Source organism: Aquirufa sp. A-Brett2-W8 (assembly GCF_054558755.1).
On the sequence record NZ_JBPXKS010000009.1, the window covers coordinates 82,956 to 99,709 of the forward strand.

Genomic DNA, 16,754 nt, shown 5'->3' on the forward strand with positions numbered 1-16,754 from the left:
CCCGCACGTCTGTGAGCTTTAAGGAATACAAAAATTTAGATTACGCCGCTTTGGCAGATGAAATTCTAGATTTCTGGAACGCGAATAACATCTTTGAAAAATCCATCTCGACTAGAGAGGGACAGCCGACGTTTACGTTTTTTGAAGGACCTCCTTCTGCGAACGGAACGCCAGGAATTCACCACGTGATGGCGCGGGCGATTAAGGATATTTTTTGCCGGTATCAAACCTTAAAAGGTAAGCAGGTTAAACGTAAAGGGGGCTGGGATACACACGGATTACCCGTTGAATTGCAAGTAGAGAAGGAATTAGGCATTACGAAAGAAGATATTGGTAAGACGATTTCGGTCGAAGAATACAATAAAAAATGCCGCGAAACGGTGATGAAGTTCACGGATCAGTGGAATGATTTGACGGAGAAAATGGGTTACTGGGTGGATTTAGAAAACCCCTATGTGACTTATCAGGCGAACTATATTGAGAGTGTTTGGCATATATTAAAGCGTTTATACGATCAAGGTTTATTATACAAAGGCTATACGATTCAACCCTATTCGCCAGCGGCGGGAACGGGTCTTTCGTCCCACGAATTAAATCAGCCGGGTTGCTACCGCGATGTGAAGGATACGTCTTTGACGGCGCAATTTAAGGCAATCAATAATGCGAAATCGCAGTTCTTATTTAAGGCTTCTGGTGACGCTTCGGTCTATTTATTAGCTTGGACGACCACGCCATGGACTTTACCATCGAATACCGCTTTAACGGCAGGAAAGAATATTTCCTACGTACTCGTTAAGACCTTTAATCCGTATACGTTTGTTCCGGTTCATGTGGTATTGGCCAAAGACTTAATCAAAAACTACTTCCAAGCAGCCGCCGAAAACGGCGATTTTGCGGCTTATGAAGCGGCAGAGAAAAAACCTCAAGCGATACCTTACCAGATCGTTGCCACCTGCAAAGGTTCGGATATAGAGGGAGTGGAATACGAGCAATTAATGCCCTATGTGCAGCCATCGGCTCCTGCTTTCCGCGTGATTTTAGGGGACTTTGTGACGACGGAAGACGGAACGGGAATGGTGCACACCGCGCCTACATTCGGTGCAGACGACTTTAGAGTAGCCGCTCAAAACGGCATTCCAGCGCTTTTAATTCAAGATGAAAATGGAAAAGAGGTGCCATTAGTGAATCGCCAAGGCCGCTTTGTGGCTCAGGTGACGGACTACGCTTTGGAACCCGTAAAAGAAGCCTACTTAACAGACGAGGAGAAAGAGACGGAGCGCGTGAAGCAAGGCCGCGACAAATATTTATCCGTGGACGAGCGTATTGCGATTCAATTAAAGACGGAGAATAAGGCGTTTAATGTACAGAAATTTGATCACTCCTATCCACATTGCTGGAGAACGGATAAGCCGGTTTTGTATTATCCATTGGATTCTTGGTTTATCAAGACGACGGCGGTAAAAGATAAATTAATCGCCTTAAATAAGACGATTCAGTGGAAACCGGAGTCGACTGGAACGGGTCGTTTCGGTAATTGGTTAGAAAATTTAGTGGACTGGAATTTGTCTCGTTCTCGTTATTGGGGAACACCTTTGCCTATTTGGCGGACCGAAGATGGTTCAGAGGAAATCTGCATCGGTTCTTTAGAGCAACTGAAATCGGAGATTGAAAAGGCGCAGGCTTCAGGGGCTTTATCAGCGGTACAGACAGCTGGTAATGCGGCATTTTTAAAGGCTTTAGCGGCTGGAGAGGCCGATTTACACCGTCCGTTTGTGGATGAGGTGTTCTTGCTTTCTGCCACTGGAAATGTGTTGACAAGGGAATTGGATTTGATCGATGTTTGGTTTGATTCAGGTGCGATGCCTTTCGCGCAGTGGCACTATCCATTCGAAAATCAAGACATATTTAAGCAGAGTTATCCGGCGGATTTCATCTCGGAAGGGGTGGATCAAACGCGTGGCTGGTTCTTTACTTTGAACGCGATTTCGAGTATGCTGGAAGACTCGGTAGCGTTTAAAAACGTAGTATCGACGGGATTGGTTTTGGACAAAAACGGAAATAAGATGTCCAAACGCCTAGGCAACGCCATCGACCCATTCTCCACACTCGCTACCTATGGTGCTGATCCAACACGCTGGTACATGATCACCAACGCGCAACCTTGGGATAATTTGAAATTTGATTTAGCCGGGATTACGGAGGTGCGCAACAAGTTTTTTGGCACATTAACGAATACCTATAATTTCTTCGCTTTATATGCGAATCTTGATGAATTCGTTTCTAAGGGCATTAAAGAGGAGGATTTGACGGAATTAGATCGTTGGATTCTATCTAAATTAATGAATTTGATCGCTGAAGTCGATGAGGCATTTGAGACTTATGAGCCGACAAAGGCAGGTCGTGCCATCCAAGATTTCGTTTGCGATCATTTATCTAACTGGTATGTTCGTTTGTCACGTCGTCGCTTCTGGAATCCGGAAACGGCTAATCAGGAGATAAACGCAGATAAACAAGCGGCTTACGAGACTTTATACCACTGTTTAGAAACGGTGGCGCAATTAATGTCGCCTATCGCGCCGTTCTATGGCGAGTGGCTATTTAAGAATTTGACGGACAAAGAATCGGTTCACTTAACGCATTTTGCGAAAGTGAATCCAAGTCTACAAAACCCAGCACTAGAAACCTCGATGGAATTAGCACAAGGCATTTGTTCGCTAGTTCACTCGATTCGCAAGGTACACCGCATAAAAGTACGTCAGCCATTAGCGCAAGTATTAGTGCCGGTATTGCAAGAGTCGGTGAGAGACCAAATCCGTCGGGTAGAAGATCTGATCAAATCAGAGGTCAACGTGAAGGAGGTTAATTATTTGAACGATGCGTCTGGCGTATTGAACAAGAAAGTGAAGCCTAACTTCAAGGCTTTAGGGCCGAAGTTTGGGAAAGATATGAAAGTGGTGGCGGAGGCGATCACGGGAATGTCTGCTTCAGAATTAGCTACCATTGAGTCTACGGGGTCTTCAAAAATTCAAGGTTTTGAGATCGCCTTAGGGGACATTGAAATCTTGACAGAAGATATGCCGGGTTATTTGACGGCGAGTGAGGGTGGTTTGACGATTGCCTTAGATAATACGTTGACTCCCGAATTAATTCGGGAGGGGAACGCACGTGAATTCGTGAATCGTATCCAAAACTTGCGTAAAGATTCTGGATTCGATGTGACGGACAAAATAAATATCCAAGTACAACGTTCGGAAGAGGAATGGACGGCTAGCTTGAATGAATTTAAAACCTATATTTCACAAGAAGTGCAGGCCTTGAGTTTGGAATGGGTGGATTCAGCATCGACTGAAATTACTTTTGAGGAGTCTAACTTGTTCGTGAATGTCACGGTAGCCTAACAATATGCGGAAACTCACTTGCTTGATCTTATTGCTTTGTGGGTTTTTGCAGGTGTCAGCGCAGGTGTCAGCGCAAAAAGAGGCGCAGTCCGAATCGTCCTCCGAATCATTGATGGTGGACGGGATGCGCGCCTATATGAGGGAGGATTTTGGCGAGGCGATTCTTGTTTTCGAGAAACTCGCTAAAGTGCAAACTCAGGAGCCGGCGGTCTTTTATTATTTGGCCAAAAGCTACCTCGCCGATAAACAACTCACCTCAGCCCGATCAAATGCCGAAAAGGCAAATCTATTATCGCCCTATTCCTTCGATTATGGGCTACTCTACGGAGACTTATTGTTAGCGAACAAGGAATATAAGAAAGCCTTAGACTGTTTCGAGAAGCTCTTAGCTTACGACGACCACCATTTCGATAATGAACCCGACATGATTCGGGTGAAGCAATTTGTGTATTTGTCTAAAGGCGATGAGGCTAAAGAACTAGCTGATAAAAACAAATTCTATCTGCAAGCGGCCGATTTAGGCCCCGTTCAAGAGGAACTTTGGGTGCGCATCATCCAACTAGATTGGGAATTAAATCGAAAAGAGCAAGTGGTAGCTCATGCTTTGGAAGCCCTCGATAATTATCCTCGAATGGCTCCCTGGGTTTATCCCATCTTAGGGGATGCCTACCAGGCGCTAGGAAATAATGCTGCGTCTGATGAGGCCTTCGAAAAAGCGTTAGCGACAAATCCGAAGGATGATCACGTCCTAAATAATTACAGTTATTTTTTATCGATTAGAAAGGAGAAACTGGCTTTAGCCGATTCGCTTTCTGCGCGTTTAGTAGTAGATCACCCCCGAAATGGAACCTATTTAGATACACGCGCTTGGGTCTTGTTCGAATTAAAGCGCTATGCGGAGGCTCGAGTGGCGATGGAGACAGCGCTGAAAGATCGGGAAAATGTATCAGCCACTTTGTGGGAACATTATGGTGATGTGCTATTTCGTTTACGACAGGTCGATAAAGCCGTGGAGGCGTGGAAGGAAGCTCTACGACTAGATCCCAAGCGTGAATCAGTAGATAAAAAGATTCAAATGCGTCAAATTCCCGAAAATTGAGCTATTTTTGAAATTAAAATACTTCCATATGCGGATTTTTTTTAGTCTTGTTTTCTTGTTTCTGTTAGGTGCCTGTGCGCCTAAGGCGACAGTCACGACTATTCAAGAACCTAAATTAGATACCATTCGCATTGATTCTACGCCCGTGGCCACAGTTAAACCCGTGGAAATTGTTGATCAACAAGCTACCTCGGACGATTTAAATTTCACTTACTTGAAGGCTAAATCGAAGGTGGTTTGGAAGACAAAAGATAATGCAGACACCTATATCGTAGATATCCGAATGAAGAAGGATAGCATTATTTGGGCGAATATTTCTGTTTCTATGATTTCGGCAGCTGCCGTTTTATTTACGAAAGATCGGATACAATTTTACCATAAGATTAATAACGAATACACGAATTTAACCTATGATAGTTTAAGTACGAGTTTAGGTTTTAAGGTTAACTATGATTTGGTCCAAAACATGATTGTAGGCAATCAGCCGTACAAGAAAAATAATACGAGACGGGTCGTAAGGGAAGATGAGAACTTCTTAGTAAAACAGCAGGAGGGTCATGTGGAAGTAAATAATTGGGTGGGGCCTAATCGGAAATTGAAAAAAATATCAGTGAGTGATTTGCCTTCGTCGAACAAATTAACGCTAGACTACCAGGATTTTGCGACGTTGAATTCGGCCATTTTTCCTCTTTCTAGTTCGATTACATTAGACGTAAAAAATAAAGAGAATCAATTTAATCAGACGTTGATTACAATCAAATATTCCAAAGTAGAGCTATTAGAAACTCCTTTGGAATTTCCATTTAAAGTGCCTGCTAAACTTTTAAAGAATTAAACTATTGAAATATTTCGTTTTTATCCTAGGTCTATTATTTACGTTCCATTCTTTCGCTCAGACGGATAAGAAAGCAGCTTTAGAGCAGCAGAAAAAGGATAATTTATCTAAAATCAAAGAGCTTAATTCGATCATATCTCGTACGTCCAAGAAGAAAAAAGCCTCCATTGGGAAGCTGAACGTCTTAAAGGAGCAAATCGGAGTGCAAAAAAAGCAGATCACTGTACTGGAGCAAAATCAACAAATATTAGCAGAAGAAGCCCAAAAATTACGCGAAGAAGGAGATATGTTGAAAGCGAAATTAGTTCGTTTAAAGAGAGAATATGCCTTAATGATTTATGAGGCTCAGAAATCCTCCACGGTGTATAATAAGATGAGTTTCTTGTTATTGTCGAAGGATTTAGGCGAGTTTGTTAGGCGCTTTGATTACCTCCGCCACTATTCTTCAAACCGTAAAAAGCAGGCTGACTTAATCTTTAAGACGCGTCAAGATTTAATGACTCAGGAGCAAAAAGTCGTTTACAAGAAAAAAGAAGAGAAAAAAGTATTGGTTGAAAAGGAGGGGGAGAAGAAGAAATTAGAGGTATTAAAAACGAAAGAGGATAAAGTGGTTACGGTTTTGACCCAACAAGAAAAAAAGCTGAAAATAGAATTAGAACGTAAAAAATTAGCGGTTCGTAAATTAGATAATTTGATTGCTGGAATTGTTCAGCGAGAAATTCAAAAAAGTATTGACCGGGAACGTAAATTACGTTTAGCGCGCCAAGTAAAGAAAGTAGAAGTGGCGAAGCCAGCACTGCCTGAATTGAAAAGAGGGGAGACAACGAAGATATTAGCGGATAAAGAAACGCCTAAGGAGGAGAAGAAGCAGGCTCTAGTAGAGACGAAGAAAACGAAAATAGAGCCATCGCCTGCTCCAGTCGAAGAAAAGAAGATAGAAAGCAATACTTATTATATGAATGCGGATGAGGCAAAATTAGCGAGTTCATTCGCGGCCTTGCGCGGACGCATGCCTTTCCCGGTGCCATCTGGATTTATTTCAGATCACTTTGGTGTACACAAACACCCTTTGCTGAAAGGAGTGATGATTAATAATAATGGAATTGATATTCAAACTTCGCCAGGTTCGCCGGTTCACTCGGTATACGATGGGGTGGTTCAATCGGTGGTGAATATTCCGGGTATTAATATGGTGGTAGCGATTCAACATGGGGATTATTTCACGGTTTACAGTAAACTAGCGAATGTTTCAGTGAGTGTGGGGACGCGTGTAAGAACCGGTCAACGAATTGGTTCAGTGGCTTCAGATGAGGATGGGACGGCAGAGATAAACTTCCAGGTTTGGAAAAATACGGTACGCCAAAACCCAGAGTCCTGGCTTCGTCGCTAAAAAGCTAGAAATTATACAAGACTTTCAAGCTGATATTTCTACCCTGATCATCCGCATAATAACGGAAACGGTTTAGGTAGTCTCGATAAGCAGCATTCAGCGCATTCGAAACGCGGAGGTTTAGATCGAAAGATCGAATGCTCATTCCCCAATTCAAATTCACTAAAAAATAGCCTTCTGGGGGAGCTGAATAATCGGATCGGTCTTCTACCCTTGTTTGTGTAGAAACTTGGGTAATTCCTCCACTCACGTAGTGATTGTTTTTCTTAAAGGCATAGCGAAGGATGTAATCAAAACGATCCGAAGGAATACCCACTAGGTATTGGTCGTTTTCTGTGTCAAACGCCCTGACTAGGCTCGTCTTCTGTTGAATAGATAATCGTTGGCTAAGTAGATAGCTGGCTTGAAAATCTATTCCTTGGAATCGCGCATCTACTTGTTGGTAACTGAAAATAGGGAAGACCCCTCTAACCGTAGTGGCATAAACGGCATTTCCATTCATTACCTCAGGTCGTAAATAGATAAAATTGTGTATTTGGTTTGAATACAGACCTAATTCGATGTCCCAACGCTCTGGCTTATACGTCGTACTGAAACTTAGGTTTACAGCCGATTCCCCTTTTAAATTAGGGTCCCCTATCTCGAAAGCGCCGGCCCCATGGTGAACGCCATTCGAGAATAATTCATTTGCGCCTGGTGCTCTAAAGGCACGAGAAAGAGTAAATTGAGATTCTGTGAAAAAATTCCAATGGTAGGTAAATCCTAAACTTCCAGACAATCCGTGGAAAATTTGATGATTTCGCATAATGGTAGGGGAGAAATTGGCCTTAGGACGATGGGTTTCAATATCTTTTTTATCATAACGTAGCCCTAAATCCAGTTCCCACTTTTCAGTTGCTCTTCGTTCAATGGCAAATATTCCCGTATTCTTGAGGGAATAATTAGGCAGTAAACTGGTCGTCAAAGTCGGGTTTTGAACTTTATTTCCGGACGTGATATTTCCTTGGTTAAGGAAGGTCATTCCAAATTGCCCCTTCCACTTTTTATTCGTGCTGGACTCGTCATATAGCCATTCGCCGCTGTAAGTATCTAAATTAAAACGGAGTGTATTAATGTTTTTTCCCGCCCGAAGCACATCTAGTTCCCAGCGCTCATCCGATTGCCACGCCACTGTCGCCCGAAGGATTGCATCCGTGGGTAGGTGATAGAAGCCTTTTATTTTGGCCAAATCATGCCAAACATCCTGGTTTGGCCGCTCAATTTTGCGAATAAATTCATCTGGAGTAAATACGTCTAATGGCCTATTTCTCGCAATTGATCGCTCTAAATCCGATATATTTCCAATGTGAGAGCCTTCATAAATTCCAATTAATGAATGGAATCGGCTATAAAAAAATTCTGCACCTAAGCGGTCTGATTTGTAACCCATCGCCCCAGAGAAATTTTCTTCTTTAACCCCTGTATTACTCAGATAATAGTCGGCGCTCTGAATATTTCCCCCGTCCTTCAATGTTCCTTGAATCCGCCACCCCCATCCTTCATATTTCGAAATTCCCCCTTCCAAAAGTCCAGATAAAACTCCCTGCCGACCATTGCTGAAGTAAATGCTTTGAACGGATCCGTGTAAGGCAGCTGTATCGGGTAAGGCATTCGGCTCTAGCATGACGATTCCGCCGATGGCATCGCCACCATAGCGAAGTCCGCCCGGACCTTTAATCACTTGAATGTTTTTAGAGACAAAAGGATCGACTTCGGGGGCGTGTTCGCTTCCCCAGTTTTGGCCTTCTTGTCTTACTCCTTGATTCAAAATAATGACACGACTGGAATGCAAACCATGAATAACTGGCTTAGAAACAGTGCTTCCGGTTTGAAGGCTTTGGATTCCGGTGAGGCCTTTAAGCATTTCGCCTAATGATAAACCATCTTTCTGGGATCTTTCCTCTGCGCTTAATTGTGACTTTAATTGCGACGTAATTTCTTGTTTTCTTCCCTGCACAAAAACTTCTTGTAAATGTTCCTCATGCGAACTCAAAATAAAGTCTTCTTCGTGCTCATCTGTTAAATTAATAGTCGTTTCGATGGGATCAAAACTCGCCATTTGGCAGACTAGGATATACTTTCCGGGGCACAAGTCCTTTATGAGGAATAATCCATTTGCATCCGTTATAGTCGCCTTATTTGTGCCTTTAATGTATACATAAGCACCTGGGACTTTTTCCTTGTTCTCCTTAGAAGCTACGATGCCTTTCAAAGTGCAATGGCAATTTGTTTGCCCGAAGCCAGCGAAAGAAAGTAAAGCGAGAAGAATGAACAGGTATTTCATAAGGATATAAGAGTGTAAATATACGCCTACCAGCCCTTTTTATCCAATTATTAGACAGGTAAAAGATTAACGCATCTACCTGGTAGATGAAAGAGCTTATTATGGCTATTAAATTTTGTTTAACTTTTTTATAAATTTTTTAAACAAATAATTTGTTTTGTTTAATCTTTTTATAATTTTGTTAAACAATAACAGATCATACACATGACAGCTTTAGAGTTTACTTATCAGATTGGTACATTTTCGAAGTTTTTGCGCCCTTTCGCAATGCGTTTGACTAAAGACGGAGATGATGCAAATGATTTAGTTCAGGACACTTTAGTAAAAGCGTTTACGAATCGCGAAAAATACCAAGACGGGACAAACCTGAAAGCTTGGTTGTTTACGATCATGAAGAATACGTTTATTACGCAATACCAAAGAATGGTACGTCGTAATACGTTTATCGACACAACAGATAATCTGCATTACATTAATTCGATGGAGTCCTTGCAACAAAATGAAGCTATTAACTCCTTCGTCAATCAAGATATTCAATCTGCACTTGCTAAAATAGATCATTCCTACCGAGTTCCATTTATGATGTATTTTGAAGGGTTTAAATACCATGAGATAGCAGAGGAATTAGACCTTCCTATTGGGACGGTGAAAAATAGAATTTTTATGGCAAGACGTGATTTGAAATCATATTTACACATGTATGCCTAAAGTTTTTTAATAGGTTTTGATTAGTTTTTTGGTTAACAGAACAGTAAAAAGCCGGATTTTATCTGGCTTTTTCTTTTTAGTCATTTGCCCTCAAGAAAGATTGGTATATTTGTTAAATTTTGAAGATATTATGAAGAAAGTAATCGTCATAGGGGCAGGATTTTCGGGTCTTTCAGCGGCCACCGAGTTAGCATCTAAAGGCTATCAAGTTCAGATTTTGGAAAAGAATGATCATGCTGGAGGAAGAGCTCGCGTTTTTCAGTCGGATGGTTTTACTTTCGATATGGGGCCATCCTGGTATTGGATGCCAGATATTTTCGAGAACTACTTTGGGCGTTATGGAAAGAAGCCGTCGGATTATTATGAGCTAATTCGCTTAGATCCATCCTATTCAGTTATTCTGTCCGATACCGAAAAAATTGATTTGCCTGCTAATTACCAGGATTTAAAGAAATTATTCGAATCCTATGAGGCCGGCGCGGGAGCGTCTTTAGATGCCTTTATGGAGCAAGCTGCCTATAAATACAAAGTGGGGATTCAAGAGTTTGTTTGGAAACCATCCCGAAAAATTACGGAATTCTTAAGTTTGAAATTACTCGTCGATGCGATTCGAATAGATGTATTTTCCTCTTTCTATACGCATATACGCAAGTTTTTCACTTCGCCTACCTTGTTAAAATTAATGGAATTCCCCATTCTATTTTTAGGGGCAATTTCACAAAATACGCCCGCGATGTATTCGTTGATGAATTATGCGGAAATCAAATTAGGCACCTGGTATCCAATGGGAGGGATGCACCATATCGTCAAAGGAATGGTAGCGCTCGCAGAGGAAAAAGGAGTAAAAATTCAGTATAATGCGGAGGTGGAAGGGTTTGAAATAAAGAATGGTAAAGTAGTCGGAGTTAAAACGGCTCAAGGTTTGTTAGAAGCGGATGCTTTTGTGGCAGGCGCAGATTACCATCATGTAGAAGAACTGCTAGGGGACGGATTGCGAAACTACGACGAAGCCTATTGGGATAAGCGGGTGATGGCGCCATCCTCTCTGCTGTTTTATCTAGGCATCTCGAAGCGTTTACCTAATTTAAAGCATCATAACCTGTTTTTTGACCGTGATTTTACGGTTCATTCGCACGAAATTTATACCGATCCAGCATGGCCATCGGACCCCTTGTTTTATGCCTCAGCGCCGTCTGTGACTGATTCATCCGTGGCGCCAGCAGGTAGCGAAAATTTATTTTTATTGATTCCGGTGGCTCCAGATTTGGAGGATACGGAGGAGGTTCGGGAAATTTATTTCGAGCAATTGATGGACCGATTAGAAGCGCATTGTGGTGTTTCGATTCGCGATTCCATTGTTTATAAACGTTCCTATGCACACCGTGATTTCAAATCTGATTACCATGCCTATAAAGGCAATGCCTATGGATTAGCCAATACGCTGATGCAGACAGCCATTTTGAAACCGACTTTGAAAAATAAACACCTAAATAACCTGTACTATACGGGGCAATTAACGGTTCCAGGACCCGGAGTTCCTCCATCCTTGATATCAGGAATTGTGGTAGCGACCGAAGTGGACAAAGAATTAAATGGATAATATGGATTTATACTTACAAGTTTCCCTGGCATCTAGCAAGCTGTTGACGAAGGCTTATTCTACGTCCTTCTCCTTAGGCATTCGCACCTTGGACGAAAAAGTGCATGACGCCATTTATGCGATTTATGGTTTTGTGCGTTTGGCAGACGAAATCGTGGATACCTTTCATGACCAAGATAAAGCGGCCTTATTACAGCGTTTTAGAGAAGATACCTATCGGGCGATCGAAGAGAAAATTAGCCTAAATCCCATCTTGCATTCCTTTCAGTGGGCGGTTAATAAATTCCACATGGAGCGAGAACTAATCGATGCCTTCTTGTATTCGATGGAACTTGATTTAACGAAGCGGGATTATAATCCAGAACAATACAAAGAATACATTTATGGTTCTGCTGAAGTGGTGGGCTTGATGTGTTTGCGCGTCTTTTGTAAGGGAAATAAGGCCGAATATGAATCTTTAAAAGAAGATGCTTGCGCCTTAGGATCTGCTTTCCAAAAAATCAATTTCCTGCGCGACATTCGTTCTGATTACGATGAACGCGGAAGGGTATATTTTCCTGGGATTGATTTCAATACGTTTACAGATGCCGAAAAAAGAGAAATCGAAGCCGACATTCAATTGGACTTTGATGCGGGTTTACGCGGGATTCATAACTTACCTCAAGTAGCTAGGAAAGGCTGTTTGCTAGCCTATGAGTACTACATTCGCCTTTTCGAAAAGATTAAATCTTTACCAGCCTCTCGAATCAAAGAAGAACGCATTCGAGTAGCCGACTGGGAAAAGATGTTTATTTATTTCCAATTAGCCTTACGAAAATAGCGTGGAATTAATCCTGTTATTAGCTATTATGGCCTTTTTGTATGCCTCTGTGGGTCACGGTGGAGCGAGCGGCTATCTAGCTATAATGGCGATATTTGCGATTGCTCCTCCGTTGATGAAACAAACGGCACTTTTGTTAAATCTAGGAGTTTCATTGATGTCTTTCATTGCCTTTTATCGCCAAGGGTATTTCAAATGGAACCTATTTTGGCCCTTCGCGCTCGGCTCCATTCCGGCAGCTTTTTTGGGTGCAAGTATTCCTTTGACTGATTCAACTTATAAACAGATTTTAGGGGCTTGTCTTTTCTTAGCTGTGATTCGTATGGTGGTAACGTTGAAGGAGTCGGAACCGCGTAGGCTAAACCTAGGGCTTGGAGTTTTAACCGGAGGCGCGATCGGTGTTCTTTCGGGAATGATTGGTATAGGGGGTGGAATTATTTTAAGTCCGCTGTTATTATTGTTTCGTTGGGCTTCTTTGAAGGAAGCGGCGGCCGTTTCTGCCTTGTTTATTTTCGTGAACTCAGTCTCCGGATTAGCCGGTTTAAAAACTTGGATTCCGATGGATCAGTCTCAAATGATGTATTGGTTAGCGGCCTCCTTAGTGGGCGGTTTTTTAGGGGCACGTTGGGGAGCAGCGATTGCTTCGAATGTGAAGGTGAAATGGATTTTGGCTTTGGTGCTTATTATTGCCTCCCTGAAATTATTTTTCGTATAAAAAAAGTCCCTATCTCTAGGGGCTTTCTCTTGCTTAGTTGTTTTTCGAACCGGTGACCGCTCCAGATTTCTCTTTTGCGTTCTTCGCATCTTGCATCGGGTTAGGCCCTCCGCTGTAGGTACGACCTTGCATCTTAAACAATTGAACCTTCGTAGGTTGTGCTGGTTCGCGAGGGAAGGCATTGTCTTCCGTGTCGATATCTGCAATTTCAAAGAAAGGATCTAATGTCCATTTCACTACTTTCTTCGAAGTAGGAATGATCTTCTTCGCCGTTACATCGTTTAAGCGCCAAACCTCCGCAGGGAAACGTAACACCTCTTCAGTGCCATCTTCGTAATTCAAGCGAACGATAACGGGCATGGGTAAACCGCCTTTGTTCTTGAAGTTCAAAACATAGAAGTTCTTACCTTCTGAAACCAATTTCTTTTCATCGTCATTTAATGACGCCATATAGTCTTGGTATTTCTTCTTGTCCGCCTCCGTAGGTGCGAAACGATCGTAGGTATTGTAGAAATCCGTTAAGTCTGGATTCTCCTCTACCACCGTACGTTTGATATCTGTTTTGTTACGAATCGACGACATGGTTTTTGCTTTAGCCTCAGCAACCGCTTTGTCCCCTGCCTTTTTAATCGCTGGATCTTGTGTATCTATTCCAAACCATTCAACCGTCTCGATCGACTGATTCACCGGCTCTGTTCCATAGAACCAACCTCTCCAGAACCAATCTAAATCTACACCAGACGCATCTTCTAAAGTTCGGAAGAAGTCAGCTGGATAGGGTTGTTTGAAAGCCCAGCGACGCGCATATTCTTTGAAGGCATAATCGAATAATTCACGGCCCATCACCGTTTCACGCAGGATATTTAAAGCCGTAGCTGGTTTAGCATAGGCATTATTCCCAAAATCCATAATATTCTCCGAGTTCGCCATAATAGGCACCTGGTTCTTCGAATCTAAACGCATATAAGGAACGATGGATTGCGGTTCGCCGCGACGTGCCGGGAAGTTGCGATCCCACTCTTGCTCCGCTAAATACTGGCAGAAAGTGTTCAAGCCCTCATCCATCCAAGACCATTGACGCTCATCTGAGTTAATGATCATAGGGAAGAAGTTGTGTCCCACTTCGTGAATAATTACCCCAATCATCCCATTTTTCACGTTCTCCGTATAGGTTCCATCCGGTTCTGGACGACCTCCATTAAAGGAAATCATCGGATATTCCATTCCACCACCTGCGGTAGAATGACAAGAAATAGCCACTGGATAAGGATATGCCACCGTTCTTTTAGAATACGAACGAAGCGTGTGTGCTACCACCATGGTGGAATATTTACCCCAAAGTGGATTTCCCTCTTTCGAATAATATGACATCGCCCACACTTTTTTGCCCTCAACATCTACCTGCATCGCATCCCAAATGAATTTACGGGACGCCGTGAAAGCAAAATCACGCACATTATCTGCTTTATAAACCCAAGTCTTCTTTCCTGTGGGAATACTCTTCTCCGCTTTAATTGCTTCATCTTGTGTTACAATTTCCACTGGACGTGTGGCCGTTTTCGCTTGCTCCCAACGCTTTAATTGCGTCGCAGTCATTACCTGATTTGGGTTTAATAATTCTCCACCCGCACCCACAACGATGTCATTAGGTGCTGTGATAGCTACTTTATAATTGCCAAAATTTAACGTGAATTCACCCTGGCCCATAAATTGCTTGTGCTGCCAGCCGTATACATCATTATAAACAGCTAAACGTGGAAACCAGTGTGCGATAAAATAATTCGCTATGTTCTCCTTGCCAAGAACTTCATAGCCAGAACGGCCATAATAGGCTGTAATCAAATAATTCCAATCAATTCCGAAGCTAATTGAAGCGCCAGATTTCAATGGGGTAGGCAAGTCAATACGCATCATCGTTTGGTTGATCGTATGAGGTAAGGGATTGCCCTTGATATCCTTCACTGCGGTGATTTTATAACCGTAATCTTTCGGATCGGTTAATTCTTGGAAGGCACCCGCACTAATTCCATTCTTAATTTCACCCGTTTTTGTGGTTTTACCTGGGGCGTTTTTTTCAAATAGATTTTGGTCTAATTGAATCCATAAATACGGTAAATCATCTGGAGAATTATTATAATAAGTAATTATTTCTGATCCGATGATCTTGCGATTGATGTCATCTAGTTCCACCTTGATGTCATAATCAGCGCGTTGTTGCCAATAGTCCTTACCGGGTGATCCACTCGCGGTACGATACGAATTGGGGGTAGGCAAAGTCGATTCTAATTGTTCGAATCGGTTATTTGCGTTAAAAGAGGTTTGTGCTTTCGCGGGTAACAAAATGATTGTTAGTGCAAAAAGCTTTAGTAGATTTTTTAACATGTTGAAAAGGTTATATTTTATGCAAAGTAGTGATTTTTGTTTGAAAGCGTAGCTGTGCTAATCTGTGCTAAAATTTATTTGTATATGATGGGATGATTATGTAGTTTTGAGGGTTTTAAATTAAAATCTGTTACCATACTATATCATGAGTGTAATCATTGGTCAAAAAGAATATTTCAAAGGCATCGGTCAAATCAAATTTGAAGGTGCAGAATCAGACAATCCATTAGCGTTTCGTTATTACGACGAGAATCGTATCGTTGCTGGGAAAAGCATGAAGGAGCACCTTCGCTTTGCGATTGCCTATTGGCATTCTTTTTGCGGTGACGGATCGGATCCTTTTGGTCCTGGAACGCAACATTATCCTTGGAATGTCGCTAGTGATGCACGTCAGCGTGCAGCTGATAAAGCAGATGCGGCATTTGAATTCATTACTAAAATAGGAGCTCCTTATTATTGCTTCCACGATGTAGATGCGATTGATGGGCATAATGATCCGAAGGAATTTGGAGATCGGGTGAAATTTATCACGGATATTTTTGCCAAAAAACAAGCCGAAAGCGGTGTGAAACTTTTGTGGGGAACAGCCAACTTGTTCTCGAACGAACGCTACATGAACGGTGCGTCTACGAATCCTAATTTTGAGGTAGTTGCTCACGCAGGTGCTCAATTAAAAGGCGCTATCGATGCGACAATTACTTTAGGAGGAGGCGGTTATGTGTTCTGGGGAGGTCGCGAAGGTTATATGAGCTTGTTGAATACGAATATGAAATTAGAGCGCGAAAATTTCGCTCGCATGTTACATACTTGTGTAGAATATGCACGTCGTAATGGTTTCAAAGGTAAATTCTTCATCGAACCTAAGCCTTGTGAGCCTACCAAGCACCAGTACGATTATGATGCGGCTACGGTGATTGGTTTCTTACGCGAGTTTGATTTATTGTCGGAATTTGGCCTAAACCTAGAAGTTAATCATGCCACTTTAGCTGGACATACGTTTGCGCATGAGTGCCAAGTGGCGTCTGATGCAGGAATGCTCGCGTCGATTGATGCGAATCGTGGTGATACCCAAAATGGTTGGGATACAGATCAGTTCCCGACGGACATTTACGAATGGGCGGAGGCAATGGCCATTATTTTAAAGCAAGGTGGATTAGCTGGTGGTGGAATTAACTTTGATGCGAAACGTCGTCGTAATTCGACTGATATGGCTGATTTATTCTATTCGCATATCGGCGGAATGGATACCATCGCTCGTTCTTTATTGATCGCAGAGAAAATGTCGAAACATGGTGAAATGGATCGTTTGAAAGCGGAGCGTTATGCTACTTTCAACTCCGGTAAAGGAGCTGATTATACCGCTGGAAAATTGAAATTAGAAGATTTATATAAAATTGCGGTCGAAGTAGGGGAGCCTGCGCAGATCTCTGGTAAGCAAGAATACTTGGAGAATTTGTTAGGCCGTTTTGTTTAAAAATACGTAA

The 16,754-nt window shown here is 42.3% G+C and carries 11 protein-coding genes; 9 read left to right on the top strand and 2 right to left on the bottom strand.

Annotated elements, in window-relative coordinates:
- Window positions 1-11 precede the first annotated feature (11 nt).
- Genes ileS through ACST13_RS10080 form a run of 4 tightly spaced genes read left to right on the top strand, consistent with a single transcriptional unit; the run spans window position 12 to window position 6,722 of the window.
- Window positions 12-3,398 (top strand): isoleucine--tRNA ligase, encoded by a 3,387-nt coding sequence (gene ileS, locus ACST13_RS10065; protein ID WP_459523068.1) that lies wholly within the window; start codon window positions 12-14, stop codon window positions 3,396-3,398.
- Window positions 3,399-3,402: 4 nt separating this feature from the next.
- Entirely contained in the window at window positions 3,403-4,497 is a 1,095-nt protein-coding gene (locus ACST13_RS10070) for a tetratricopeptide repeat protein (RefSeq protein WP_459523069.1), read from the top strand.
- 28 nt (window positions 4,498-4,525) lie between these two features.
- On the top strand, window positions 4,526-5,332 hold the full coding sequence (locus ACST13_RS10075; protein ID WP_459523070.1) for a DUF4292 domain-containing protein: 807 nt from the start codon (window positions 4,526-4,528) through the stop codon (window positions 5,330-5,332).
- Window positions 5,333-5,336: 4 nt separating this feature from the next.
- Window positions 5,337-6,722 carry a murein hydrolase activator EnvC family protein gene (locus tag ACST13_RS10080; protein WP_459523071.1) on the top strand — a complete coding sequence of 462 codons (1,386 nt, stop codon included), beginning with the start codon at window positions 5,337-5,339 and terminating at the stop codon, window positions 6,720-6,722.
- Between the two features lie 4 nt (window positions 6,723-6,726).
- On the opposite strand, the gene ACST13_RS10085 is transcribed toward ACST13_RS10080, so the two are convergent.
- Window positions 6,727-9,045: a TonB-dependent receptor gene (locus ACST13_RS10085; protein WP_459523072.1), complete on the bottom strand. Its 2,319-nt coding sequence runs from the start codon at window positions 9,043-9,045 to the stop codon at window positions 6,727-6,729.
- A 204-nt stretch (window positions 9,046-9,249) separates the two neighbouring features.
- On the opposite strand from ACST13_RS10085, the gene ACST13_RS10090 reads away from it, so the two are divergent.
- From ACST13_RS10090 to ACST13_RS10105, 4 genes are all read left to right on the top strand, one after another.
- On the top strand, window positions 9,250-9,753 hold the full coding sequence (locus tag ACST13_RS10090) for an RNA polymerase sigma factor (protein ID WP_459523073.1): 504 nt from the start codon (window positions 9,250-9,252) through the stop codon (window positions 9,751-9,753).
- A gap of 130 nt (window positions 9,754-9,883) precedes the next feature.
- Window positions 9,884-11,353, top strand: a complete 1,470-nt coding sequence (locus ACST13_RS10095) for a phytoene desaturase family protein (protein ID WP_459523074.1) — start codon at window positions 9,884-9,886, stop codon at window positions 11,351-11,353.
- Window positions 11,346-12,173: a phytoene/squalene synthase family protein gene (locus tag ACST13_RS10100; RefSeq protein ID WP_459523075.1), complete on the top strand. Its 828-nt coding sequence runs from the start codon at window positions 11,346-11,348 to the stop codon at window positions 12,171-12,173. The genes ACST13_RS10095 and ACST13_RS10100 overlap by 8 nt, the downstream gene beginning before the upstream one ends.
- A 1-nt stretch (window position 12,174) precedes the next feature.
- On the top strand, window positions 12,175-12,888 hold the full coding sequence (locus ACST13_RS10105; protein WP_459523076.1) for a sulfite exporter TauE/SafE family protein: 714 nt from the start codon (window positions 12,175-12,177) through the stop codon (window positions 12,886-12,888).
- A gap of 33 nt (window positions 12,889-12,921) precedes the next feature.
- Here ACST13_RS10105 and ACST13_RS10110 read toward each other — a convergent pair whose 3' ends face one another.
- Window positions 12,922-15,270, bottom strand: a complete 2,349-nt coding sequence (locus tag ACST13_RS10110; protein ID WP_459523077.1) for a M1 family metallopeptidase — start codon at window positions 15,268-15,270, stop codon at window positions 12,922-12,924.
- A gap of 145 nt (window positions 15,271-15,415) precedes the next feature.
- Here ACST13_RS10110 and xylA point away from each other — a divergent pair, with 145 nt between their 5' ends.
- Complete coding sequence (xylA, locus tag ACST13_RS10115; protein ID WP_459523078.1) at window positions 15,416-16,744, top strand: xylose isomerase; 1,329 nt, start codon at window positions 15,416-15,418, stop codon at window positions 16,742-16,744.
- The last annotated feature ends 10 nt before the right edge of the window (window positions 16,745-16,754 follow it).

What these genes read in the sequence shown, in the direction of transcription:
- ACST13_RS10100 (WP_459523075.1), top strand. Translation starts at nt 11,346, where the DNA reads ATGGATAATATGGATTTATACTTACAAGTTTCCCTGGCATCTAGCAAG.
- ACST13_RS10085 (WP_459523072.1), bottom strand. Translation starts at nt 9,045, where the DNA reads ATGAAATACCTGTTCATTCTTCTCGCTTTACTTTCTTTCGCTGGCTTC.
- ACST13_RS10070 (WP_459523069.1), top strand. Translation starts at nt 3,403, where the DNA reads ATGCGGAAACTCACTTGCTTGATCTTATTGCTTTGTGGGTTTTTGCAG.
- ACST13_RS10095 (WP_459523074.1), top strand. Translation starts at nt 9,884, where the DNA reads ATGAAGAAAGTAATCGTCATAGGGGCAGGATTTTCGGGTCTTTCAGCG.
- ACST13_RS10110 (WP_459523077.1), bottom strand. Translation starts at nt 15,270, where the DNA reads ATGTTAAAAAATCTACTAAAGCTTTTTGCACTAACAATCATTTTGTTA.
- ACST13_RS10090 (WP_459523073.1), top strand. Translation starts at nt 9,250, where the DNA reads ATGACAGCTTTAGAGTTTACTTATCAGATTGGTACATTTTCGAAGTTT.
- xylA (WP_459523078.1), top strand. Translation starts at nt 15,416, where the DNA reads ATGAGTGTAATCATTGGTCAAAAAGAATATTTCAAAGGCATCGGTCAA.
- ACST13_RS10075 (WP_459523070.1), top strand. Translation starts at nt 4,526, where the DNA reads ATGCGGATTTTTTTTAGTCTTGTTTTCTTGTTTCTGTTAGGTGCCTGT.